We start from the raw sequence: 25,917 nt of genomic DNA, 5'->3' as shown, positions 1-25,917 counted from the left end.
CTGTTAAGTCAGCCCCTTCGCTCCCATCCCATTACAGGATGCTCATCGCTACTACGGGATAATCCGTCACTAATGGCACGTATGGCTAATTTCTTCCTTGCCCTTCGGGGTTGTGGAATTTTCGCACCTGCCATTAGCTTCTCCTGTTCCGTAATTGAGCCGTAAGTAAAGCTCCTGCCCTCTTTATGCCGATTGCCACTTGACCAGTAAATAGGTTACTCCCGTCAAGTCCTGTCTCTCGGGACCGCCCATCCCTCGATTTTGACAATACTAAAGTTGTTTACGACACTTCTACAAGGGTTCACTCACATCTCGTTCAGCTTCTTTACCCCCACCATAGCAAACTACATTACCCTACAAGTGGCAGTAGCGCCTTTGACCTTATCGCTCAAGACCAACCCGTGAAAGGTAAGCCCCATAAGGCGGTTTGACCGGTATGCCTAAACATCCCAGCCGAGAGACCAATCCCCAAAATCTTCTTGCGTGTTTCCACCCGAAACAAATGCCGGGGTCGTTTCCAGAAAATTATGAGACTCTCATCTCAATTACAGTTTTGTTGCTCCTCAATTTTACTTAAATTGTATCCCGAAGCAACACAGGACACACAACGCACTACAACACCGTATATAAGCTATGGCTTGGTCGTTGCCTACTTGGAAAATCCTGCGGATTTCCCAAAGCCGGTTTTTATCTGGAAAGGTTCGTGCCGAAACACGCCACAGCTCATATACAAAAACGTTGGGCTTCATACTGACAAAAAATCGAACTAAATCATATTTTTTGTACATTTGATTAAAAGAAATTTTAAATGGATATTCAAACAACAAAACTTGAACTACTCAAAACAATTTTGGAGACTGAAAACACTGATTTCATCCAAAGAGTAGCTGACTTTGTGAAAAAAGAAAAAGTAGATTTTTGGGACGAATTGTCTTTATCTGAACAATCTGAAATAAAACAAGGTATTGAGGAATTGGATAAAGGGAAAAGGGTTTCCTACAAGTCATTCCTAAAGAAAATTTCTTAATGAAAGTATTCTTATCCGAACTTGCCGAATCAAAACTTCTAAAGCTATCCGAATATTTATTGGAAGAGTGGAACTTAAAAACTCGTGACAAGTTTATCTCAAAACTAAACGATAAAATTAAACAAATATCAAATCAACCTGATAGTTGTCCAAAATCATCGGAATTTAAAAATCTTTATAAATGTGTTGTAACAAAGCAAACGACATTTTTCTATAGAATAATAGCTGAACGAAAAGAAATAGAAATAATTACGATTTTTGACACACGACAAAATCCTATTAAGTTAAAAAAAGACATCGATTAAAAAGTACGAAAGCCCAACACCGCATATAAGCTATGGCTAGGTCAGTCCACACTTGGAAAATCCTACGGATTTTCCAAAGCCGGTCTTTATCAGGAAAGGCCTGTGCCGAGGCACGCCACAGCCCATATACAAAAACGTTGTGCACAATACATAAACAAAATGCTCCATTCAATAACTTAACTAAAACATATACTAATTGAGATAATTTTATTATATTGCTTTAAAAATCAATAAATTATGAAAAAGCAAACAATTTTTTTAGCATTACTTGGATTTTTACTTTACTCGTGTTCGGAGAACGTTGATTCTAACGAAAACATTATTACTGAACAGAAATTAAATAATGTAGCAATTGAAATCGTAGAGCAAGAACCAATAACTATTACTGAGCAGAAATCAAATTACGAAGTAATTGAGATTGTAGAACAACAGCCAATAACTTATACTAAACAGAAATCAAACGAGGCAATAATAGAAATCGTAGAACAAGAGCCAATAACCATTACTGAACAAAGATCACATAATGCAGTAATAGAAATTACAGAGCAAGAACCAATAATTATAACGGAGCAATAGAAATGATAAAAAAAATTGATTTGTAACACGTATAAAAATTTTAAATATTTATCATTCAAAAGATCTACAACAAGTGGGCAAATCAGATTAGATTTGTCCACTTATTTATTTTCAACTCAAAACAGTATAAAAATTGCTCTGTTAAGACTTTATTGTAAAATTAATTCTGATATCCAAATAATATGACTATCCAAAAATCAAATTACTTATAATGCAATATAAAATTTTGATGCATTTTCATAGTTATATAAAGAAATAATTAATTTCAATTGTACTGTGCACAACATCGTTTAACAGCAAATAGCGGGCATTCGATTGAAAAGTGTTATTTTAGAGACCAAGTAACAAACAACAAAACCGACAAGTTCGCGTACTTACTCCACGCCACTTGCGTTAAACAAGACCGTTGTAATTCATGGCTCAGAATGAAAATACGCAAAAAAAATAACGGCAAATCTGAATTTAAAAACCGATCATTCGCAACTGTTACGCTGACTTTTTTAAGATTTTAGTTAAAACAAAAAACACTCATGCTTAATTTTTATGGAAAATTAAAAAGAACGAAAAATGTGAAAATTGGATGCTCTTAAAATCAGTCCGCGGATTTTGATTAGATAAAAAATAAATGAAAAGAAGAAGAAATACTCGAGAATTTTTAAAATCTGTACGCAAACTTTTACTCGGGCGTAAAAAAAAATAAAAATAGATGCCTCCAGCTTATTATTCCGACTTTTACTCAAGCATGAAAAATGGAAAAAATGAATACCTTTAGATTTACAATTCTGACATTAACCAAGACGTGAAAAATGACAAAAATAAGTAAGAACAAAAAAATTAAAAAACTGGGTCTTGCTCGGACGTGAAAAATAAAATCAAAATTCAGAAAAGAACAAAATGACTTAAAAAGGCTGGCGACAAAACAACATATTCCGAGGATCGCCACGAAATACAACATCGTTTAACAGCAAATAGCGGGCATTCTAGTGAAAAGTGTTATTTTAGAGACCAAGGAAAAAACAACAAAGCCGACAAGTTCGCGTCCTTACCCCACGCCACTTGCGTTAAACAAGACCGTTGGCATTCATTAAATACAGCAACTAAATGGCATTGTACAAAATCGACAAATCCTTGGAGTATATTAAGGAAAAAGCTTTTAAACTTGAAAAGGAAATACAGGAGTTAACAGAAAATAATCTGAAAACTATATTTGATCTTGAGATAGTCAAATCAGAATTTGCCTTAAACAATTTTAGAATCGATACTCTTGCGTTTGATTTTGAATCAAATTCATTCGTAATATTAGAATACAAAAGAAATCAGAATTTTAGTGTAATTGACCAGGGCTATGCTTATTTGGCTCTAATGCTCAATAATAAAGCAGATTTTATTTTAGAATTTAATGAAAGTCAAAATAAAACTTTAAAAAGGAATGATGTTGATTGGTCACAATCTAGAGTGATTTTCGTATCACCGAAATTCACTAATTATCAAAGAGAAGCCATAAATTTTAAAGACTTGCCTATTGAATTATGGGAAGTTAAAAGATATGAGAATAATTCAGTTTCTTATGACCAAATCCAAAAAGCTGGAGCACAAGAAAGTATAAAAACTATATCCAAAACTGATCAAACGATTGACAAAGTTGCAAAAGAAATCAAAGTTTACTCTGAGGAAGAACATTTAGAAAATGTATCAGAAGAGATTAAGGAATTATACGATAAAATGAAAAATGCCATTCTTAATTTCGATGAGATTGAAGTGAAACCTAAAAAGAAATATATAGCTTTTGTTACTGGTAGAAATGTTATTGATATACATCCACAGAAAAAAGCACTTAAGATGTGGATAAATATGACAATCGGAGAACTAGATGATCCAAAACAGATAACAAGAGATGTTTCTTCTACAGGCCATTGGGGAAATGGAGATTATGAATTGCAAATAAGTTCGGATGAAAATTTTGAATATATTTTGAGTTTAATTAAACAGTCAATAAATAGAAATAAGAAGTAACGAAATGCCAACATCGTTTAACAGCAAATAGCGGGCATTCCAGTGAAAAGTGTTATTTTAGAGACCAAGTAAAAAACAACAAAGCCGACAAGTTCGCGTCCTAACTCCACGCCACTTGCGTTAAACAAGACCGTTGCCAACAAGCTAAAAAAAAAAACAAGAAATCCAATAATCTATCTAAATGACAAAAGTAATTACCCAACTTTCAACTAAAATAAAATCGGAATTTAAAAAAGCAGATGAAATTTGGGTAGCTGTAGCTTTACTAAATAATAGCGGATTGGAGTTAGTTTTGGATAGCCTGAAAGAAAATTGCAAAAAGAATTTTTTAGTTGGTATTGATTTACCAACTGACCCTAAAGCATTACGAAAATTATACGAACTACAATTGACTTCGGAATTTAACGTGCGCATTCATACGGACAAACAATACTTTCATCCTAAACTCTATCTATCAAAATATAAATACGACTTTACAGCATTTATTGGTTCTGCAAATTGTACAAATGGAGGATTGAATTCCAATGTTGAACTTTCATTAATGACAAAAGAAAGTCAAACGTGTGAGGATTTAAAAAATTGGTTCGAGAAAATTTTTGATTTAGGGAAACCTTTGACTTTAAAATTTCTTGCTAAATATCAAGCGGATTATGATGAGCGATTAAGAAGAAAAAAAGAAGACGAGAAAATCGCAAAAAAAGAAAAGAGAGATCTTAAAAAAGAAGTTGAAGCGACTTTTATTGAAAGAAGAGAATTTATTAAGGTTTTAAAATCATATAAGAAAAGTAAGGACTACAAAACAATTGTTTCTGACCGAAAAAAAGCAATTAAAGAGTTACGTCGCTCAATAGATTACCCGAATTTCAAAAATATCGATGTCGACTGGTTTTTCAAAATTTGGGATTTAGGACATTTAATTTCAATCCCAAAACCGACAATAAAAAGAGAGATTACAAAATTCAGAGAATTGTTGATAATGCTTTGTGATGATAAAATTGATTTAGCTCTTCGATATAATTCAGCATTGGAAGGGAAACTTAAAATTAGGGGAATCGGCGAAGGTTTGATTTCAAAGATTTTGATAATTCACAATTCAAATGACTACTATGTTAAAAATGATAAATCTACGTTGGCTTTACAAAAATTCGGAATTGAATTACCTAAAGGTTTATCCAAAGGTGAGAAGTATAAAATAACTATAAAAGTGTTGAAGGAAATAAGCGAAGAAACTTTAATAGAGGACTTGGCAGTTTTGGATTATTACTTATACGTCATTGGAAATGAGGAAACATCTGAAAAAAGCCAGTTGGCAACATCGGTTAAGCGCAAATAGCGGGTATTCTGGTGAAAAGTGCTATTTTAGACACCAAGTAAAAAGCAACTAAGCCGACAAGTACGAGACCCTACTCCACGCTACTTGCCTTAACCAAGACCGTTAGGCGCAAACCCTATGAAAAATTCAATTCAAGAAGAATATCAGAAATCCATAAAACTTTATGAAGAGTTTGCAGAAGCTCTAGTAAATGATTTGAAAGTAGTATTGAAATATCCCGATTTAAATATTCAACTTATTAATAAGAGATTAAAGGATCCAACCAGTTTAATTTTAAAATTTCAATCAAATGATAAGTATAAAAAATTAAATGATATTACAGACATTGTTGGAATTCGAATCGTAACAACATATTTAAGCGAAATTCCATACATATGTAGACAGATTGAGGATAAGTTCAATATTGATAATCATAATACAAATAAAAATGAACCCGTTAAAGAATCAGAATTTGGTTATTCTTCGATTCACTATATAGTCCATGGAGCGAAAGAGGTCAGTTTTCTTAGTAATAATGACAAATTTTCAAATTTAATAGCTGAAATTCAAGTGCGCACATTACTTCAACATGCCTGGGCTGAAACTTCACATAAAATAGACTATAAGTCAGATAATAGTGTTTCTAAAAAACATAAACGTAAGCTTTTTAGAATATCAGCTTTATTGGAATTAGCTGATCAGGAATTTTATTATTTAAGAAAAGGAACAGTAAAAAGTCAAAAAGAAATAATTCCACAAGGAGTAAATGATTATCGCGACTTGCCTATAAATGTGGAAAATTTGCAGGCATTTGTTTTAGAGTCGGATATATGTAACATATTAGATAAGAAAATTGCTGATTTATCAAATAATAATTTACATTTCAATAGAGACTCTATAACTGAAAAAAATCTGAATCATGTTCAGAAATTAGGATTAAATTCTATTGGTGAATTAAATAAAAGCCTAAGGAAAAAATCAAAAGAAATTATTGAATGCTATATGGAGCAAAATTCAACATGGGATGAATTTATGAATGCATTTCCAGAGAAACATGGCAATGGTTCTTCGCCAAGAGGTATATCAATAACTTATTTATATTTTTCCATCTATGCTAAATATGATTAAATGGTCAGCGCCTAACATCGGTTAAGCGCAAATAGCGGGCATTCTGGTAAAAAGTGCTATTTTAGAGACCAAGTAAAAAACAACAAAGCCGACAAGAACGCGTCCCTACTCCACGCCACTTGCCTTAACCAAGACCGTTGCAACGCATAGCTCGGAAACAAAATCTCGTAAAGAACATATTTGAAGTTTTAATTGATAAAAACCAATCTTCCGCAACTGTTGCGTTGACTTTTTCAAGATTTTAGTTAAAAGAAAAACCACTCAACCGCAAGGTTTACGGGAAAAATTTAAAAAGATGAAAAACGTGAAAATTGGATGCTCTTAAAATCAGTCCGCGGATTTTGATTAGATAAAGAATAAATGAAAAGAAGAAGAAATACTCGAGAATTTTTAAAATCTGTACGCAAACTTTTATTCGGGCGTAAAAAAAAATAAAAATAGATGCATTCAGCTTATTATTCCGACTTTTACTCAAGCATGAAAAATGGATAAAATGAATAGCTTTAGATTTACCACTCTGACAATAACCAAGACGAGAAAAATGACAAAAATAATCAAGAACAAAAAAATTAAAAAACTGGCTCTTGCTCGGACGTGAAAAATAAAATCAAGATTTGGAAAAGAACAAAATGACTTAAAAAGGCTGGCAACAAAACAACATATTCCGAGGATCGCTACGCGGTGCAACATCGTTTAACAGCAAATGGCGGGCATTCTGGTGAAAAGTGTTATTTTAGAGACCAATTAAAAAACAACAAAGCCGACAAGTTCGCGTCCCTATTCCACGCCACTTGCGTTAAACAAGACCGTTGCATACAAGAAAAAACAGAGTGATTTTCGTTAAAAGAAAAAGAAAAAAACGTGCGGAAAAAAACTTAAAAATCAAAAATTGACAAAATGAGAAGTTGCTTTTCTGATCCAGATTAATGAAAATCAGACTCTGATCTTAAAAAAAATAATTTAAACTTATCGGTAAATGATCAAAAAAAGCCGACTGTCCCGTAAATAGAATATTTAATGAAGAAAAACTTGAAACTTAGAAAACGAAATTCTCGAAAATTGACAAAAACAACTCCGACTATTTTTAAGAAAAATTAAGCTTAAGAAAACAACTCTTAAAGATCAAAAAAACAAAAAATGAGAATTTTGAACTTAAAAACAAATTCTACTCGCTCCTACTCAGACTTAAAAACAGCAAATTAAAAGAGGATTTATTTTTAAATCAGTTTCAATAAAACCATTTATACAAAAGTGAACTATAAAAAAACGTCAGACAAAAATGTAAATTCAGAAAATTTATTTGGGTTTTGAAACAAGATTAGAGGATTTTTTCCAGTATGCAACAACGGTTCATCGCAAATAACGGGTAGTTTGCTGAAAATTGTTATTTTAGAGACCAATTATGGAAACAACTAAGCCGACAAATCCGCATTCTTACTCCCGCAACTTGCGATAACCGAGACCGTTGTAACTCATGGCGCAGAATGAAAATACCGAAAAAAAAACTGTTGAAAATCTAAATAAAAAAACCAATCTCCCGCAACTGTTGCGCTGACTTTTTTAAGATTTTGGTAAAAACTCACTCAACTCTGACTTTATGAAAAAGAATTTTAAAAGATGAAAAATTTAAAAATAGAACATCTTTAAAATCAGTGCGCAGATTCTTACTCAGATCTAAAAAAGCCAAATGAGAAATAGAAATAATGAACAAATAATTAAATAATTTCATCGACTTTGACTCGGATGTGAAAAAAGTAAAAAAACGGGCATTTAGATTATTATTCCGACTTTTACTCAAGCATAAAAAATGGATAATTTGAATGCTTTTAATTTATAAGGTTGACTTTAACTCGGACTTGAAAAATGGGGGAATTGATTAAGAACCAAAAAATAGAAACTGACCCTTACTCAAACCTGAAAAAAAGTGAATATTCAGATAAGATAAAAAAGGCATACAACAAAATAACATAATTGCGTAGCGCCACGAGGTACAACATCGTTTAACAGCAAATAGCGGGTATTGTGGTGAAAAGTGTTATTTTAGAGACCATGTAACAAACAACAAAGCCGACAAGTTCGCGTCCCTACTCCACGCCACTTGCGTTAAACAAGACCGTTGTAATGCATTAACTCACATTTCGAATTTAAGTTGATTCAAAAAAAGTTTTTGATTTTTAGTCAATTTTGATCAGTAATTAAAAAAATTATGACTTAAAAAGTATAACAAAGAAGACTGATAAATGAACAAAATACTATTTTTGAAAACTATGAACGAAGAATTAATTGTCAATTTAAGTCTTAATGAGTTAAGAGAAAACAAACTTGAAAAGGATGAAAAAAAATTCTTTTTGAAATGGTTGACCGAAAATGAATTCATAATAAGCTTGAACTTTTCAATTGGAACAAATTACGCATTAGATATTAATGAAAAAGCGAAAAGCGCTATTATTGCTTACGGAGTTGCATCTGAACTTAATAAAAATAAAACTCACATTAAATTAAAAACTAAATTCAAAAATGGATTAGTAATTATATTACTGCTTCCAATTGTTATGTTGATTTTACAATTGACATTAAATTTAGAAATTCCAATACTTTTCTTTTTGTTTCCTATTATTTTCTATGTAATTATAATTATGATATTTAACAGTGAGGAAAAAAAATTGTTGAGATATTTTAAAGAATATTTCACGTAAAAAATAACGCATTACAACATCGTTTAACAGCAAATGGCGGGCATACTCGTGAAAAGTGTTATTTTAGAGATCAAGTAACAAACAACAAAGCCGACAAGTTCGCGTCCATACTCCACGCCACTTGCGTTAAACAAGACCGTTGCCATTAATACTGACCATTCTAACTAAATAAGAGCCTTATCATCATATTATTTACTAAAAAACACACTAAACTGTCATATTTATCAAACTATGGTAACTAAAATAGTAAAGGGAAGTATTAAAAATGGAAAAACAGAAAACCATATTTCTTTCTGCTTTGCAAGAAAATCAGGATAAGTTATATAGAATTTGCTCTATTTATTCAGTTAGTAGTGAAGATTCGAAAGACCTTTTTCAGGAAGTTTTAGTTCACATATGGAAGTCGATGAGTTCATTTAAAGGTAACTCTTCTATTGCCACTTGGATGTTTAGAATAGCATTAAATGTTTGTCTTCGTTTTAAATCTAAATACGCAAAGACCCAAAATCGATTTATAAGATTAGATAGTATGACTATTTCTAATTTAGGTTCGGAAGAGGGTAATGAAAAAAATAATGAAAAAATAATTGCTTTAAGAAAGTGTGTCAAAAAATTGAATGAAGGAGATAAAGCAATAATTGCTCTGTACTTGGAAGGATTAGCATACCGAGAAATTTCAGATATACTTGGATTATCTGAAAATCACATAGCCGTAAAAATCAAGCGGATAAAATCAAAATTGTTTAACTGCATAAATGAAATATTATGATTGAAGATGAATTAATTAAAATCTGGCAATCGTCCAGTAATCAGGAGCGTATAAAATTTGAGAAATCAAAATTAATGATTGAATTACAATCAAGTTTAAATCGTTTACACAAATGGTGGAACTATCTAAAACTTTCCGAATCGATTTTAGCTGTATTTGGAGTTTTAGTATCTATTTTTTTATTATTCAAGATTCCATTCATTCTGACAAAAATGGCAATAGCATTGATAATGATTTGTGCAGTTTATTTAATAATTAAATATCAACGTATTAAAAAATTTAAGCATAGCGATTTGGAAGAAAATTACCTAAATTATCTCAAAAAAAACAAGGAATATCTTCTAGTACAAAAAAAGTTTCTTAAAACATATTTTTATTGGGGCATTTTGCCAGTTTTCCCAATTATGATACTATTTAATATCAGTATTTGGAATAAGATACCAGAAAACTTTATAATAGGCTTAATCTTTATAAATATAGCTACAATCGGAATAGGAGTTTATGGATATCTCACAAATAAAAAAAGAGTAAAAAAAGAAATAACCCCAAGAATATCTAGAGTTAATAAATTAATAAATAAATTAGAACAATAGCCATATGATATCCAAATATAGACCTTCAAAAATTTCAAAAAACTTCTTAGAACAATTGTCAAAAATTCTGAGCTTTTCAACTTCAAAAACAAGAAGAGAAACAATCAAACAAAAGAGAAGACAAAATAGGAGTAAAAAGTACTAATGGCAACATCGTTTAACAGCAAATAGCGGGTATTTTGATGAAAAGTGTTATTTTAGAGACCAAGTAACAAACAACTAAGCCGACAGGTTCGCGTCCCTACTCCACGCCACTTGCGTTAAACAAGACCGTTGTAATTCATGGCTCAGAATGAAAATACGCAAAAAAATAACGGCAAATCTGAATTTAAAAACCGATCATTCGCAACTGTTACGCTGACTTTTTTAAGATTTTAGTTAAAACAAAAAACACTCATGCTTAATTTTTATGGAAAATTAAAAAGAACGAAAAATGTGAAAATTGGATGCTCTTAAAATCAGTGTATGGATTTTGACTTAGATAAAAAATAAATAAAAAGAAGAAGAAATACTCGAGAATTTTTAAAATCTGTACGCAAACTTTTACTCGGGCGTAAAAAAAAATAAAAATAGATGCCTCCAGCTTATTATTCCGACTTTTACTCAAGCATGAAAAATGGAAAAAATGAATACCTTTAGATTTACAATTCTGACATTAACCAAGACGTGAAAAATGACAAAAATAAGTAAGAACAAAAAAATTAAAAAACTGGGTCTTGCTCGGACGTGAAAAATAAAATCAAAATTCAGAAAAGAACAAAATGACTTAAAAAGGCTGGCGACAAAACAACATATTCCGAGGATCGCCACGAAATACAACATCGTTTAACAGCAAATAGCGGGCATTCTAGTGAAAAGTGTTATTTTAGAGACCAAGGAAAAAACAACAAAGCCGACAAGTTCGCGTCCCCATTCCACGCCACTTGCGTTAAACAAGACCGTTGGCATTCATTGTTTAGAAAAATACAGATCATTATGAATTTAGAATCCGGGAATTATATTGAATTATACAATCCCTTAAAATATAATTTTTTTCCAGTACGCATTTTAGAATCGGATTCTAACAGGATAAAGGTAAAAATATTATCTACCGAAAAAGATCGATATTTCGACAATTATTATCTAGATCAATTTGGTTTTCGTATACCATTTATTTCTGAAAAATTAATAAATTATTGCGGTTTTAATAGAATTGATAAAAGCCCAATATTTAATAACAAAGATTATGATCTCTCAATTATTGAATGTTATCAGGGAAAAATAGATAGAAATCAATTTTTAAGAACTCTGGATATTGAAACTCGGTTTTTAGGATTTAAGATTTTAGAAAAAAATAAAGAAGAAGAATTTATAGAAATTTTGAAAAAACTACCATTTAATTGCGATTTTAAATCTTTTCAAAAAGAAAATAAATTAATTAATAGTGGAAACGCAAATATTCTTTTCAAAAAGTTAAATGAATTTGGGATTAATGACATCAACACCGATAAAATAATTTTGGAATCTAAATCCGAATAATATGAAGCAAGCGAAAATCACATTTATATTATTAACAGTTGCCATATTGGTTTTTAGTTGTAATAACAATCGTACTTCCAAAGACAAAACTTTGAATCAAAATATTACGAGTATTAAGTTACCCTCCACAAATTCTGATAAGGGAATTATAAAAAATTTGGAAAGTGGATGCTCTTATAATGAAGATAGCAAAGGTGATGAGATCGAGATTTATTTAGCAGATAAGAAAGAAATTGATGTAATTCAAAATATAACTTCATTTTCTGGTATTCCATTAAATTTTAAAATTTACCAAGCAGATATTGAAAATGCTGTAGCAACCATAATTAATAACGAAAGATTTATACTTTACGATAAACGACTTCTAGATTTTGCCGATTCAGAAACAAATTCCTATTGGAGTTCAATATCAATCTTGGCTCATGAAATTGGTCATCATTTATCTGGTCATACATTAAAAGAGTTGGAAGATAGTCACAAGGCAGAATTAGAAGCAGATAATTTTTCTGGTTTTGTTTTATATAAAATGGGAGCTTCACTAGATCAAGCAACTAAGGCTATTAAAAAACTTGGATCAAACGTAGAATCAGCAAGTCATCCTAAAAAGGAAGATAGAATCCGCGCAATCAAAGAAGGTTGGGAAAAAGCATATAATTTAGATTACAAATCTGCTATTCCTCCACCTTTAAGCGAAAATCCTAATGATTTTTACGAGTATACAATGGATATGCTATATAACCAAGAAAATTTAGAGTTCTATTCCAGAATCTCAGATGGTTATGATTTTATGTATGGAGTTATAACCGATTCAAATTTAGAAGATCAAATGGTGGAAAATGTTGTTATGGAAATAATAAAAACTGGTAAGAAATGGGAAACTAATTATGGGAGTTTAAATGGCAAGAGAATAAAATTTAATCTAGATTATGGTTATGGTCCAAATATGTGTAGTGCTTGTATGCGACAATTACCTGAATTATTAAAGGCTGGTCGCAGAGTAAAATTTGCTTTTGATGAAGGTCGACCAGATGGGGGAAGTTCATTAAATGGAGTATTCTTCTTATCATATGTTAAAGCAGTTGAACAAGAAGAAATTGATTTCTATTTGCGAAACAGTAATAATCTAGGTTTCAAGAAAGTTATTGAAGATTTCCTTTTAGCAGAGGAAAATCGAAGTTTTGAAAAAATAAATCAATACTACTCTAGTAATCTAAAAAGATATTGGAACACTAATTATCCAACTTCTAAAGAACTCTATACACAATACCAAAACGCTTGGAGCAATACTAAATTTGCTCAAAATATCATTCAAAAAATTCAAATAGTTAATCCTACCACATATATTCTCTACACCAATTTTAGATTTTTTGATCTTAAAGCTGGCACGTATAAAGACATTAAAAGTGAAGTGAAATTTGTATTTAACAAAGAGGGTAAAATTGTTGAAATATATGGAGTATAGAAAAACAACGAAATGCCAACATCGTATAACAGCAAATAGCGGGTATTCTGCTGAAAAGTGTTATTTTAGGGATCAAGTAAAAAACAACAAAGCCGACAAAAACGTGTCCGTACCCACGCCACTTGCGTTATACAAGACCGTTGCAACGCATAGCTCAGAAACAAAATCTCGTAAAGAACATATTTGAAGTTTTAATTGATAAAAACCAATCTCCCGCAACTGTTGCGTTGACTTTTTCAAGATTTTAGTTAAAAGAAAAACCACTCAACCGCAAGGTTTACGGGAAAAATTTAAAAAGATGAAAAACGTGAAAATTGGATGCTCTTAAAATCAGTCCGCGGATTTTGATTAGATAAAGAATAAATGAAAAGAAGAAGAAATACTTGAGAATTTTTAAAATCTGTACGCAAACTTTTATTCGGGCGTAAAAAAAAATAAAAATAGATGCATTCAGCTTATTATTCCGACTTTTACTCAAGCATGAAAAATGGATAAAATGAATAGCTTTAGATTTACCACTCTGACAATAACCAAGACGAGAAAAATGACAAAAATAATCAAGAACAAAAAAATTAAAAAACTGGCTCTTGCTCGGACGTGAAAAATAAAATCAAGATTCAGAAAAGAACAAAATGACTTAAAAAGGCTGGCAACAAAACAACATATTCCGAGGATCGCTACGCGGTGCAACATCGTTTAACAGCAAATAGCGGGCATTCCAGTGAAAAGTGTTATTTTAGAGACCAAGTAAAAAACAACAAAGCCGACAAGTTCGCGTCCTTACCCCACGCCACTTGCGTTAAACAAGACCGTTAGCTACAAGCGGATTACAAAATCGTGCAAATAATTAAAAAATAACACGTGTGAACTAAATTCTTCATTATATTTGTATTTATAACTTTCAATTCAAAAGTGATGAATACTAAACTCACATTGACGATAGAACAAGAAATTATAAAAAGGGCAAAAGATTACGCGAAAGAAAAAAATCGTAGCCTTTCAGATATTATTGAAAACTATTTAAAAGTTCTTACAAAAGAAGAACAAAAACAAAAGGATAAAAGACTCAATCCTGTAGTGAAATCTTTAAAAGGATCATTTAAAATGTCTAAAAACATGGACTACAAAAAAGAACTTAGAAATCGCTTAGAAGAAAAATATAAATAATGGAAAACGTTCTTATTGATACTGATGTCATTTTAGATTTCTTCTTTGACAGAGAACCATTTTCAGAATTTGCAACAGATATTTTGAACTTATGCGAAGAAAATAAATTAAAAGGATTTACAACTCCTGTAATAATTTGTAACACTTACTATTTATTAAGAAAAACGGCAAAACACGAAATAGTAATTGAAAAGATTAAACAACTTTTGACAATAGTAGATGTATTGCAAATTGATAAGGAGGTTGTTCTTGATTCATTAAACTCAGATTTCAAAGATTTTGAGGATGCACTGCAAAATTATTCGGCACTCAAAAATGGTAAAATAAGCATTGTCTTAACTAGAAATATTAAAGACTACAAAAAGAGTGAATTGGCAGTAATGACTCCTGAAACATATTTACGTGGAACCGCCAGTAGCTAACAACGTATATCGCAAATGGCGGGTTTCGTAGAAAAGAACTAAATTAGTTTCCATAACAAACAAAAACGTTAAGCCGACAAATCCGCATCCATAATTCCGCGCCACTTGTCGATATACGAGACCGTTGCAACGCATAGCTCGGAAACAAAATCTCGTAAAGAACATATTTGAAGTTTTAATTGATAAAAACCAATCTCCCGCAACTGTTGCGTTGACTTTTTCAAGATTTTAGTTAAAAGAAAAACCACTCAACCGCAAGGTTTACGGGAAAAATTTAAAAAGATGAAAAACGTGAAAATTGGATGCTCTTAAAATCAGTCCGCGGATTTTGATTAGATAAAGAATAAATGAAAAGAAGAAGAAATACTCGAGAATTTTTAAAATCTGTACGTAAACTTTTATTCGGGCGTAAAAAAAAATAAAAATAGATGCATTCAGCTTATTATTCCGACTTTTACTCAAGCATGAAAAATGGATAAAATGAATAGCTTTAGATTTACCACTCTGACAATAACCAAGACGTGAAAAATGACAAAAATAATCAAGAACAAAAAAATTAAAAAACTGGCTCTTGTTCGGACGTGAAAATAAAATCAAGATTTGGAAAAGAACAAAATGACTTAAAAAGGCTGGCAACAAAACAACATATTCCGAGGATCGCTACGCGGTGCAACATCGTTTAACAGCAAATGGCGGGCATTCTGGTGAAAAGTGCTATTTTAGAGACCAAGGAAAAAACAACAAAGCCGACAAGTTCGCGTCCCCATTCCACGCCACTTGCGTTAAACAAGACCGTTGTGTTTCATACTAACCAGCCGCATATTTTAGCACTTTCGGTTTTTGCCAACGCTCAATTCCAACGCTCTAAAAACCAAAAGAGCTAAAATTTCCCAACGCTCGAAAAAATACAATCGGAATTTCTTGTTTTCCAAAATTTGACAAGCTATATTTGACACTTATTGTCAAGTAATAATTTTCAAATGGAAACAATCGGACAAATTTTACGGAATAAAAGACAGACTCTCGGACTTCTTTTAAGGCAAGTTTCTGCCTATGTTGATATCGACCAAGCTATATTGAGCAAAATCGAAAGAAACGAGCGAAAACCGACAAAAGAAATGTTGGACAAACTTGCAGAAATACTAAAACTCGACAAAGACGAGTTGTTGATACAATTTATAAGTGACAAAATTGCCTATGAAATTGCAGACGAAGATTGTGCAAGTAAAGTGCTAAAAGTTGCAGAGAAAAAAATCAAATATTTAAAATCACACCCAATTCAAAACTAACTATGCGAACATTAACGACTGATACAGAAAATACAAGCGTAGTTGAGGAACCTCAATTGGCTGTAAAATTCTACACAAAAGAAAAAAAGAAAAAAGAAAATAAAGTAGATAAATCTACTTTAAATATGCTTTCCCTATTTTCTGGTTGTGGTGGAATGGATTTAGGTTTTGAGGGCAATTTTTCAGTTTTAAAATCATCTGTAAACGAAATTTTAAACCCTAATTTCATAAAGGAAGAACTTGAAAACAACTTTGTAAACCTTTCAAAAACACGTTTTAAAACAGTTTTTGCAAATGATATTTTGAAAGATGCAAGAAACGCTTGGGTAAACTACTTTTCAAAAAGAGGACACAATGCAGAAGATTACCAAACAGACAGCATTGTTGATTTGGTAAAACTGCATCAAAGCGGAACAAAGGTTTTTCCTAAAAATATAGACATTGTGACTGGTGGCTTTCCTTGTCAAGATTTTAGTGTTGCTGGAAAAAGAAACGGATTTAATTCACATAAAAATCATAAAGGAGAACTAAACACCGAAACTTGTGCGACCGAAGAAACTCGTGGTCAACTTTATATGTGGATGAAACAAGTCATTGAAATAACTCAACCAAAAATTTTCATTGCAGAAAATGTAAAAGGTTTGGTTAATCTTTCAAATGTAAAAGATATTATTCAAAGTGATTTTTCTACTGCTGGAGATAATGGTTATTTGGTTTTGAATCCTCGTGTTTTACACGCAGCAGATTATGGTGTTCCGCAATCAAGAGAACGAGTTTTCTTTATAGGTATTAAGAAATCAGCATTAAACAAATCTGCACTTGAACAATTGGAAAAAGAAAGTATTTCAGACAAATACAATCCGTATCCAAAACCAACTCATGCCTACACAACAGATGGAGAAGATTTAAAACGTCACGTAGATTTAAAAGAGCTTTTTGAGAAAATAGAAGAACCTGAAAAATCGAAAGATTTATCTCAACAATTTTACTCGAAAGCAAAATTTATGGGTAAACATTGCCAAGGACAAATAGAAATTAAGCCAGATGGAATAAGTCCAACAATTAGAGCAGAACATCACGGAAATATAGAGTTTAGAAGACTATCGAAAAAAAACGGAGGAATTTTAACAGATGAACTTTCCAAAGGACTTAAAGAAAGACGTTTGACACCAAGGGAATGTGCTTTAATTCAAACTTTTCCACCTGATTATGAATTTGTAATCGCAAACAAACAAGGTCATAAAGGTTCATATTTAGTAAGCCCTTCAAAAGCGTACAAAGTAATTGGTAATGCTGTTCCACCACTACTCGCATACAATTTGGCAAAGAGAATAGAAAATGTTTGGGATTTATATTTTAAAAAATAATGGTAGTATCCGTCAATTCAGAACCACACAAAAGTGAGTTCAACACTTTATTAAATTCAACAATCACAGAATTAAATGCTCACGCAAAGAAATCACCGAAAAAAATTGAGCAATTAAGAGGTAACAAACTAGAGCCATATGTCGGTAATATAATGACTGAATTGGCAGTTGGTACAGCTTTTGAAAACTCAATTCAAGTAATTGGAGGTCAAAAATTCCCTGACATTGTTGCAAAAAAATTTTACGGAATAGAAGTCAAAACCACAACTCAAAATCATTGGAAAACAACTGGAAATAGCGTTTTAGAATCTACAAGGGTTGAAGATGTCGAGCGAATTTTTATGCTTTTCGGTAAGCTTGGAAAACCGATTGAATTTAGATGTCGTGCTTACGAAGAATGTTTATCGGAAGTCGTTGTTACTCATTCACCAAGATATTTAATCGATATGAACTTGGAAGAAGGTAAAACGATTTTTGATAAAATCAATACTTCTTATGATACCTTACGTCAAAAGAAAAACCCAATTAAACCAATTACGGATTACTACAAAAGTAAATTAAAACCAGGACAAGATTTGTGGTGGATTCAAGACACAGAGAAAGCAAGTAATCTAGTCATCAATATTTGGAATAATTTAAGCCTAAAAGAAAAGCAAGAGATTAAAAACAGAGCAATGGTATATTTTCCAGAGGTTTTCAGTAACCGAGGAGATAAATTTGCTCGACTTGCAATATGGCTTGTAACGCGAGAGGCTGTCGTTTGTCCGAATGTAAGGGATTTATTTACTGCTGGCGGAAAAGCCAATTATTTGATTAAAAACAAAACGTATAAAAACATTCCTAGAGTATTTATAAAGCTGTTTGATAATATAGATTCTGTTTTGGAAATTTTGATTAACACTTCAGCAATTGAATTGACTGAATACTGGAATGAAAAAACGACTGAAAAGAAAAAAATTATGGATTGGATTGAGTTGGTTGGAATGAACTCAAAGTCAGTTCAAGGAGCAAAACATTTGGACATAAAACAAATGTTAACGGAATTAATACTCTGACGGATATGCCAACGCTTAAAGCCATACACATTTGCAATTCGCCAAAGCCAACACACAAGCCCAAAATTGCAAAAGAGTATGTCTTTGCCAACGCTAGCAAGTTTGCGGAAAAAAGGTCGAGTAGGTAAAGGGGAATTGCACCCCTAAACCTCTCTCAGAACCGTACGTGATGCTCTCACATCATACGGCTCTTCTTAACAAGTCTAAGGCGTAAAACCATATTGCCAATGCACAAATAGATTGGGAAACTGCTTGGCAGTCTCCTGTAACCATTTGTAGGCAAAGAACCAATGTTTACGCCTAAATCGCCGATATTTGTTGCGTACCCATTTAGCCAGTCGCATATTCAAAAAGCGGAACACATAATGTAGTTCGCTCATTCGCACCTTGCCGTAATAATGAATCCACCCTCGTACTTTGTTCGCTATAATGCCTGCCAAATCGGGCAGGCGCAAGTGAACCATACGGTGCAGTTTCATCTTGAACAAGGTTTGATTGATTCGCTTTTGACTTTGGCGGCTGATGGCGGGCGTGAAACCCAAATGAAAGTTCCCGTAGTAGCCCTTTACCATTCTTGGTTTGAATGTAAAACCTAAAAAACTGAAGGTTACATAGTGGACCTTGAACGGTGGGTGCTTCTTTTGGTTGCGCTTGCAATAAACAATATTGCTCTTGCCTTTCTTTATCTGCAACTTGCATTGCTCAAATCTGGCTTTTACCGCTTCCAAAGTCCGCAGGGCTTGTTTGAAGTTTGCACAATGGATGATAATATCATCTGCATATCGTTCAAACTTTACTTCGGGATGGTGCTGTTCAATCCATTTGTCAAAAACAACGTCTAGGAAAATGTTTGCCAATAATGGGCTTATAACACCTCCCTGTGGTGTGCCTTTGCTACGGGGATGAACACTCCCATCTTTCTTTTGGACACTGGCTTTTAACCAACGTGTCACGTACAAGTGAATGTGCTTCTCTTTGGTAAAGTGACCCAATGCTTTGAGCATTAAATCGTGGTCTATCTCATCAAAAAAACTCTTGATGTCCAAATCTATTGCCCAATCCATCGCCATACAGTTTTCCCTGCATTGCTTTATGGCTTGGTGCGCCGATTTGTTCGGTCGATAGCCAAAGGAACTTTTGCTGAACCGCTTATCTGCAAGCTGCTCCAGCTCCTCTCTAATTACCATTTGAGCCGTTCGGTCTTGTACCGTCGGGATGCCCAGTTTCCGTATCCTGCCATCTGCTTTGGGTATTTCTACTTCGCGAACGGGCTTGGGAAAGTAACTTCCACTCGCTAACCTGTTCCATACGGGATAAAGGTATTTCATAGGGCGAGCGGACACTTCGGAAATCGATACTTTATCGACACCCGATGCACCCTTGTTACTGCGTACCTTCTTAAAGGCTTCCATTACCTGTCGCTTATCTATCGGTTGCGACTTTTGTTTCTCTTTGAAAATCATCCTAATCTACATTAGTTGTAATACAAGTTAAAACTGTTAAGTCAGCCCCTTCGCTCCCATCCCATTACAGGATGCTCATCGCTACTACGGGATAATCCGTCACTAATGGCACGTATGGCTAATTTCTTCCTTGCCCTTCGGGGTTGTGGAATTTTCGCACCTGCCATTAGCTTCTCCTGTTCCGTAATTGAGCCGTAAGTAAAGCTCCTGCCCTCTTTATGCCGATTGCCACTTGACCAGTAAATAGGTTACTCCCGTCAAGTCCTGTCTCTCGGGACCGCCCATCCCTCGATTTTGACAATACTAAAGTTGTTTACGACACTTCTACAAGGGTTCACTCACATCTCGTTCAGCTTCTTTACCCCCACCATAGCAAACTACATTACCCTACAAGTGGCAGTAGCGCCTTTGACCTTATCGCTCAAGACCAACCCGTGAAAGGTAAGCCCCATAAGGCGGTTTGACCGGTATGCCTAAACATCCCAGCCGAGAGACCAATCCCCAAAATCTTCTTGCGTGTTTCCACCCGAAACAAATGCCGGGGTCGTTTCCAGAAAATTATGAGACTCTCATCTCAATTACAGTTTTGTTGCTCCTCAATTTTACTTAAATTGTATCCCGAAGCAACACAGGACACACTACGAAAACACAACAACGTATATAAAAAATAGCGGTTTTGGTGCTGAAACAAAAGTAAGTTAGTATAAAAAATGGTCTGTGTTAAACCGAAAAGTTCGTGCGTAAAATCCGCTACTTTTCATATACAAGACCGTTGCAAAGCATTACTCAGAATGAAAAACGCAAAAAAATAACGGCAAATCTGAATGAAAAAAAACACTCTTTCGCAACTGTTGCGCTGACTTTTTCAAGATTTTAGTAAAACAAAAACCACTCAAGCGCGAGTTTTATGGAAAAGTTGACAAGGATAAAAAATGGGAAAATTGGATGCCCTTAAAATCAGTGAGCGGATCCTTTCGAAAATGAGAAAATTAGAATTGAAAATTTGAACTGATAATCAATAATTTTTAAATGCAGGACGCTGAATTTCTTACTCAAACGTGAAAAATGAAAATTTTAAAGGTCTTTAGATAAAAATTGCTAAAATTTAAAGGTGCGAAAAAGGGAGAATTTGAATGCTCTTAGATTTATAATTCTAACTTTCACTCAAACGTAAAAATGATAAAAAGGATTAAGAACAAAAACTTAAAAACTGATTCTTACTCGAGAACGTGAAAAGTTAATTCGAGATCCAGAAAAGAACAAAAACAACAAAAAAAGATTGACAACAAAACAACAAAATCTGAACATCACAACGGTATGCAACATCGTTTAACAGCAAATAGCGGGCATTCTGGTGAAAAGCGTTATTTTAGAGACCAATTAACAAACAACAAAACCGACAAGTTCGCGTCCCAACCCCACGCCACTTGCGTTAAACAAGACCGTTATACCGCATTAAAAACAGTGAGAATTGAACTTAAATTTATTTAATATTCATTATTTTTGTTAGAAATGACTTGCTTATGAATATTCAAGCTGAAAAGATAGAGTTGGCAAAATTGTTATTAAATACTGATAATCCTAAGATCATTAAGTCTATTCAACAAATTTTTAAAAAAGAAAAAACTACCGATTTTTGGGAGGATTTATCTTCTGACCAAAAAAAGGAAATAAAAGAAGCAAGGAAACAAATAGAACAAGGAAAAACCACTGACTACGAATCATTTATGGCCAAACATAGATAATGAGTAGAACTGTAGTTACATCAGATATTGCGAAAGAAAAACTAGAAGACCTATTTGAATATTTGATTAAAAAATGGTCTTACAAAGTAAAATCTGAGTTCGTTCAAAAATTAGATAGAAATATTGAAATCATAAAAGAGCAACCAGAAATATTCCCGGAATCCACAAAAGAAAAGGGGTTAAGAAGATGTGTAATAACAAAACAGACAACTCTATTTTATAGTTTCAACGAAGAAAAAATAAATATTGTTACAATATTTGACACCAGAAAAGATCCCGAAAAATTAAAGAGAGATTTGTAATTTAACGCGGTATAACAACGTATATCGCAAATGGCGGGTTTAATAGAAAAGTACTAAATTAGTTTCCATAACAAACAAAACAGTTAAGCCGACAAATCCGCATCCATAATTCCGCGCCACTTGTCGATATACGAGACCGTTGCAAACAAGAAAAAATGAATGATTTTTTATTTAGAAGAAAAGGAAAAAAGAGACCGAAAAAAAATATAAGTACTAAAAATTGACAAAATGAGCAGTTGTTTGCTAACTAAAACTTTCATGAAAAAATCCTGCTCCGATTCATAAAAAACAAGAATGTTTTCATTTAAAATTGCATGATAAATGACAAAAAAAGCGGACTGTTCCAAAATGATAATTTCACTTCACTATTAAGAAAAAAATCAAATAAAGTTTCTCGATAATTGACAAAATTACCCCGACTATTTCAAAGAAAAATTAAATTTAAGAAAACAACTTTTAAAAGATAAAAAAAAGAAGGAAATCTAAAAATGAGAATTTTGAACTTTAAAAACTGATTCTACTCGGATCCAAATATTGAAAAAATGGAGAAAGATTATTTTTAGAAAGTAAAAAAAACGCTTCCTAAACTCACAAAAACTTTTAAAAAATGATCGATAAAAACAAAAATTGAGCTAATTTGTTAAGGTTTTCAAAACATCAATGGTGGAGTTTTTCCTGTTAGCAACATCGTTTAACAGCAAATGTCGGGCATTGTGCTGAAAAGCGTTATTTTAGAGAGCAAAAAGAAAACAACAAAGCCGACAAAAACGTGTCCCTACTCCACGCCACTTGCGTTAAACAAGACCGTTGTGCACAATACATAAACAAAATGCTCCATTCAATAACTTAACTAAAACATATACTAATTGAGATAATTTTATTATATTGCTTTAAAAATCAATAAATTATGAAAAAGCAAACAATTTTTTTAGCATTACTTGGATTTTTACTTTACTCGTGTTCGGAGAACGTTGATTCTAACGAAAACATTATTACTGAACAGAAATTAAATAATGTAGCAATTGAAATCGTAGAGCAAGAACCAATAACTATTACTGAGCAGAAATCAAATTACGAAGTAATTGAGATTGTAGAACAACAGCCAATAACTTATACTAAACAGAAATCAAACGAGGCAATAATAGAAATCGTAGAACAAGAGCCAATAACCATTACTGAACAAAGATCACATAATGCAGTAATAGAAATTACAGAGCAAGAACCAATAATTATAACGGAGCAATAGAAATGATAAAAAAAATTGATTTGTAACACGTATAAAAATTTTAAATATTTATCATTCAAAAGATCTACAACAAGTGGGCAAATCAGATTAGATTTGTCCACTTATTTATTTTCAACTCAAAACAGTATAAAAATTGCTCTGTTAAGACTTTATTGTAAAATTAATTCTGATATCCAAATAATATGACTATCCAAAAATCAAATTACTTATAATGCAATATAAAATTTTGATGCATTTTCATAGTTATATAAAGAAATAATTAATTTCAATTGTACTGTGCACAACATCGTTTAACAGCAAATAGCGGGCATTCGATTGAAAAGTGTTATTTTAGAGACCAAGTAACAAACAACAAAACCGACAAGTTCGCGTACTTACTCCACGCCACTTGCGTTAAACAAGACCGTTGTAGAGCATTAAAAAAAAGGAGAAAAATGAACATCTATTTAAGTAAAAGTTCCGTGTTTGTTAAAATTGCGACAATAAGTATTCTAATTTTACTGACATTAGTCGTACTGATTTTAGTTACGATGGATAAAAGTTTCGGATTGATCGGTGGAGTTATTTTGAGTCTGCTGATTATAGGATCTGTAATTTATTTTTATGCTAATTCCTTGGATAAGATAATACTCGAAAAGAAAATAATCATATTAAAGAAAAACATCGGACAAATTGAAATTCCAATGACCGATATACTTAATGTTGAGAAATTAGAATTTTCGAATTTGACAATGACTTATGGAAGTAAAGGGGTTTTCGGATTCATCGGAAATACGATGGACAATTCTATTAGCTTAGTAAAAGATAGAAGGAATATGATTCGAATTACAACGAAAAACAATAAGTATATATTGAGTTCAGAAAGATCCGACCAATTAGTGACTGAGATAAAGTCGAGTAGGTAAAGGGGAATTGCACCCCTAAACCTCTCTCAGAACCGTACGTGATGCTCTCACATCATACGGCTCTTCTTAACAAGTCTAAGGCGTAAAACCATATTGCCAATGCACAAATAGATTGGGAAACTGCTTGGCAGTCTCCTGTAACCATTTGTAGGCAAAGAACCAATGTTTACGCCTAAATCGCCGATATTTGTTGCGTACCCATTTAGCCAGTCGCATATTCAAAAAGCGGAACACATAATGTAGTTCGCTCATTCGCACCTTGCCGTAATAATGAATCCACCCTCGTACTTTGTTCGCTATAATGCCTGCCAAATCGGGCAGGCGCAAGTGAACCATACGGTGCAGTTTCATCTTGAACAAGGTTTGATTGATTCGCTTTTGACTTTGGCGGCTGATGGCGGGCGTGAAACCCAAATGAAAGTTCCCGTAGTAGCCCTTTACCATTCTTGGTTTGAATGTAAAACCTAAAAAACTGAAGGTTACATAGTGGACCTTGAACGGTGGGTGCTTCTTTTGGTTGCGCTTGCAATAAACAATATTGCTCTTGCCTTTCTTTATCTGCAACTTGCATTGCTCAAATCTGGCTTTTACCGCTTCCAAAGTCCGCAGGGCTTGTTTGAAGTTTGCACAATGGATGATAATATCATCTGCATATCGTTCAAACTTTACTTCGGGATGGTGCTGTTCAATCCATTTGTCAAAAACAACGTCTAGGAAAATGTTTGCCAATAATGGGCTTATAACACCTCCCTGTGGTGTGCCTTTGCTACGGGGATGAACACTCCCATCTTTCTTTTGGACACTGGCTTTTAACCAACGTGTCACGTACAAGTGAATGTGCTTCTCTTTGGTAAAGTGACCCAATGCTTTGAGCATTAAATCGTGGTCTATCTCATCAAAAAAACTCTTGATGTCCAAATCTATTGCCCAATCCATCGCCATACAGTTTTCCCTGCATTGCTTTATGGCTTGGTGCGCCGATTTGTTCGGTCGATAGCCAAAGGAACTTTTGCTGAACCGCTTATCTGCAAGCTGCTCCAGCTCCTCTCTAATTACCATTTGAGCCGTTCGGTCTTGTACCGTCGGGATGCCCAGTTTCCGTATCCTGCCATCTGCTTTGGGTATTTCTACTTCGCGAACGGGCTTGGGAAAGTAACTTCCACTCGCTAACCTGTTCCATACGGGATAAAGGTATTTCATAGGGCGAGCGGACACTTCGGAAATCGATACTTTATCGACACCCGATGCACCCTTGTTACTGCGTACCTTCTTAAAGGCTTCCATTACCTGTCGCTTATCTATCGGTTGCGACTTTTGTTTCTCTTTGAAAATCATCCTAATCTACATTAGTTGTAATACAAGTTAAAACTGTTAAGTCAGCCCCTTCGCTCCCATCCCATTACAGGATGCTCATCGCTACTACGGGATAATCCGTCACTAATGGCACGTATGGCTAATTTCTTCCTTGCCCTTCGGGGTTGTGGAATTTTCGCACCTGCCATTAGCTTCTCCTGTTCCGTAATTGAGCCGTAAGTAAAGCTCCTGCCCTCTTTATGC

Annotated in this window: 25 protein-coding genes; 20 read left to right on the top strand and 5 right to left on the bottom strand. The window is 33.2% G+C overall.

Annotation, left to right across the window (positions count from 1 at the left end):
• Positions 1-8 precede the first annotated feature (8 nt).
• Complete coding sequence (locus JM83_RS19610; RefSeq protein ID WP_261376330.1) at positions 9-134, bottom strand: hypothetical protein; 126 nt, start codon at positions 132-134, stop codon at positions 9-11.
• Between the two features lie 674 nt (positions 135-808).
• Here JM83_RS19610 and JM83_RS15575 point away from each other — a divergent pair.
• From JM83_RS15575 to JM83_RS15500, 16 genes are all read left to right on the top strand, one after another.
• The gene (locus JM83_RS15575; RefSeq protein WP_144963038.1) at positions 809-1,027 is read left to right on the top strand and encodes a hypothetical protein; all 219 of its coding nucleotides are present in this window, start codon (positions 809-811) and stop codon (positions 1,025-1,027) included.
• Positions 1,027-1,332 carry a type II toxin-antitoxin system RelE/ParE family toxin gene (locus tag JM83_RS15570; protein ID WP_144963037.1) on the top strand — a complete coding sequence of 102 codons (306 nt, stop codon included), beginning with the start codon at positions 1,027-1,029 and terminating at the stop codon, positions 1,330-1,332. The genes JM83_RS15575 and JM83_RS15570 overlap by 1 nt, the downstream gene beginning before the upstream one ends.
• Positions 1,333-1,569: 237 nt before the next feature.
• Positions 1,570-1,908: a hypothetical protein gene (locus tag JM83_RS15565; RefSeq protein ID WP_144963027.1), complete on the top strand. Its 339-nt coding sequence runs from the start codon at positions 1,570-1,572 to the stop codon at positions 1,906-1,908.
• A 1,101-nt stretch (positions 1,909-3,009) separates the two neighbouring features.
• The gene (locus JM83_RS15560) at positions 3,010-3,921 is read left to right on the top strand and encodes a DUF5655 domain-containing protein (RefSeq protein WP_144963036.1); all 912 of its coding nucleotides are present in this window, start codon (positions 3,010-3,012) and stop codon (positions 3,919-3,921) included.
• A gap of 181 nt (positions 3,922-4,102) precedes the next feature.
• Positions 4,103-5,254, top strand: a complete 1,152-nt coding sequence (locus tag JM83_RS15555) for a phospholipase D-like domain-containing protein (RefSeq protein ID WP_144960851.1) — start codon at positions 4,103-4,105, stop codon at positions 5,252-5,254.
• Between the two features lie 117 nt (positions 5,255-5,371).
• The gene (locus JM83_RS15550; protein WP_144963035.1) at positions 5,372-6,361 is read left to right on the top strand and encodes a GTP pyrophosphokinase family protein; all 990 of its coding nucleotides are present in this window, start codon (positions 5,372-5,374) and stop codon (positions 6,359-6,361) included.
• A 2,267-nt stretch (positions 6,362-8,628) separates the two neighbouring features.
• Complete coding sequence (locus JM83_RS15545; protein WP_144963034.1) at positions 8,629-9,057, top strand: hypothetical protein; 429 nt, start codon at positions 8,629-8,631, stop codon at positions 9,055-9,057.
• Between the two features lie 265 nt (positions 9,058-9,322).
• On the top strand, positions 9,323-9,826 hold the full coding sequence (locus JM83_RS15540; protein WP_144963033.1) for an RNA polymerase sigma factor: 504 nt from the start codon (positions 9,323-9,325) through the stop codon (positions 9,824-9,826).
• Positions 9,823-10,419 carry a hypothetical protein gene (locus tag JM83_RS15535; protein ID WP_144963032.1) on the top strand — a complete coding sequence of 199 codons (597 nt, stop codon included), beginning with the start codon at positions 9,823-9,825 and terminating at the stop codon, positions 10,417-10,419. Before JM83_RS15540 ends, JM83_RS15535 begins: the two co-directional genes overlap by 4 nt.
• A gap of 975 nt (positions 10,420-11,394) precedes the next feature.
• Positions 11,395-11,937, top strand: a complete 543-nt coding sequence (locus JM83_RS15530) for a hypothetical protein (protein WP_144960847.1) — start codon at positions 11,395-11,397, stop codon at positions 11,935-11,937.
• Position 11,938: 1 nt separating this feature from the next.
• Positions 11,939-13,399: a hypothetical protein gene (locus JM83_RS15525; protein ID WP_144960845.1), complete on the top strand. Its 1,461-nt coding sequence runs from the start codon at positions 11,939-11,941 to the stop codon at positions 13,397-13,399.
• A gap of 915 nt (positions 13,400-14,314) precedes the next feature.
• Positions 14,315-14,566: a DUF6364 family protein gene (locus JM83_RS15520; RefSeq protein ID WP_144963031.1), complete on the top strand. Its 252-nt coding sequence runs from the start codon at positions 14,315-14,317 to the stop codon at positions 14,564-14,566.
• Positions 14,566-14,988: a type II toxin-antitoxin system VapC family toxin gene (locus tag JM83_RS15515; protein WP_144963030.1), complete on the top strand. Its 423-nt coding sequence runs from the start codon at positions 14,566-14,568 to the stop codon at positions 14,986-14,988. Before JM83_RS15520 ends, JM83_RS15515 begins: the two co-directional genes overlap by 1 nt.
• A gap of 980 nt (positions 14,989-15,968) precedes the next feature.
• Positions 15,969-16,277, top strand: a complete 309-nt coding sequence (locus tag JM83_RS15510) for a helix-turn-helix domain-containing protein (protein WP_144963029.1) — start codon at positions 15,969-15,971, stop codon at positions 16,275-16,277.
• A 2-nt stretch (positions 16,278-16,279) separates the two neighbouring features.
• Positions 16,280-17,644 carry a DNA cytosine methyltransferase gene (locus tag JM83_RS15505; RefSeq protein WP_144963028.1) on the top strand — a complete coding sequence of 455 codons (1,365 nt, stop codon included), beginning with the start codon at positions 16,280-16,282 and terminating at the stop codon, positions 17,642-17,644.
• The gene (locus JM83_RS15500) at positions 17,644-18,699 is read left to right on the top strand and encodes a hypothetical protein (protein WP_261376717.1); all 1,056 of its coding nucleotides are present in this window, start codon (positions 17,644-17,646) and stop codon (positions 18,697-18,699) included. Before JM83_RS15505 ends, JM83_RS15500 begins: the two co-directional genes overlap by 1 nt.
• A gap of 203 nt (positions 18,700-18,902) precedes the next feature.
• Here the strand turns inward: JM83_RS15500 and ltrA (JM83_RS15495) are convergent, their stop codons facing one another.
• Positions 18,903-20,162, bottom strand: coding sequence for a group II intron reverse transcriptase/maturase (ltrA, locus tag JM83_RS15495; protein ID WP_144960768.1), 1,260 nt, complete (start codon positions 20,160-20,162; stop codon positions 18,903-18,905).
• Between the two features lie 41 nt (positions 20,163-20,203).
• The gene (locus tag JM83_RS19605; protein ID WP_261376330.1) at positions 20,204-20,329 is read right to left on the bottom strand and encodes a hypothetical protein; all 126 of its coding nucleotides are present in this window, start codon (positions 20,327-20,329) and stop codon (positions 20,204-20,206) included.
• Positions 20,330-21,685: 1,356 nt separating this feature from the next.
• Between JM83_RS19605 and JM83_RS15490 the strand changes: the two genes are divergently transcribed.
• From JM83_RS15490 to JM83_RS15475, 4 genes are all read left to right on the top strand, one after another.
• Positions 21,686-21,907, top strand: a complete 222-nt coding sequence (locus JM83_RS15490; RefSeq protein WP_144960811.1) for a hypothetical protein — start codon at positions 21,686-21,688, stop codon at positions 21,905-21,907.
• A complete protein-coding gene (locus tag JM83_RS15485) occupies positions 21,907-22,209 on the top strand; it encodes a type II toxin-antitoxin system RelE/ParE family toxin (protein WP_144960809.1) in 303 nt (100 codons plus the stop codon). The genes JM83_RS15490 and JM83_RS15485 overlap by 1 nt, the downstream gene beginning before the upstream one ends.
• Before the next feature lie 907 nt (positions 22,210-23,116).
• Entirely contained in the window at positions 23,117-23,455 is a 339-nt protein-coding gene (locus JM83_RS15480) for a hypothetical protein (RefSeq protein ID WP_144963027.1), read from the top strand.
• 434 nt (positions 23,456-23,889) lie between these two features.
• Complete coding sequence (locus tag JM83_RS15475; RefSeq protein ID WP_144963026.1) at positions 23,890-24,360, top strand: PH domain-containing protein; 471 nt, start codon at positions 23,890-23,892, stop codon at positions 24,358-24,360.
• Positions 24,361-24,435: 75 nt separating this feature from the next.
• Here JM83_RS15475 and ltrA (JM83_RS15470) read toward each other — a convergent pair whose 3' ends face one another.
• Positions 24,436-25,695, bottom strand: coding sequence for a group II intron reverse transcriptase/maturase (gene ltrA / locus JM83_RS15470; RefSeq protein ID WP_144960768.1), 1,260 nt, complete (start codon positions 25,693-25,695; stop codon positions 24,436-24,438).
• A gap of 41 nt (positions 25,696-25,736) precedes the next feature.
• The gene (locus tag JM83_RS19600) at positions 25,737-25,862 is read right to left on the bottom strand and encodes a hypothetical protein (RefSeq protein WP_261376330.1); all 126 of its coding nucleotides are present in this window, start codon (positions 25,860-25,862) and stop codon (positions 25,737-25,739) included.
• Between the last annotated feature and the right edge of the window lie 55 nt (positions 25,863-25,917).

Source organism: Gillisia sp. Hel_I_86 (assembly GCF_007827275.1).
Taxonomy (GTDB): domain Bacteria; phylum Bacteroidota; class Bacteroidia; order Flavobacteriales; family Flavobacteriaceae; genus Gillisia.
This window is presented reverse-complemented; position numbering and strand designations above follow the sequence as displayed.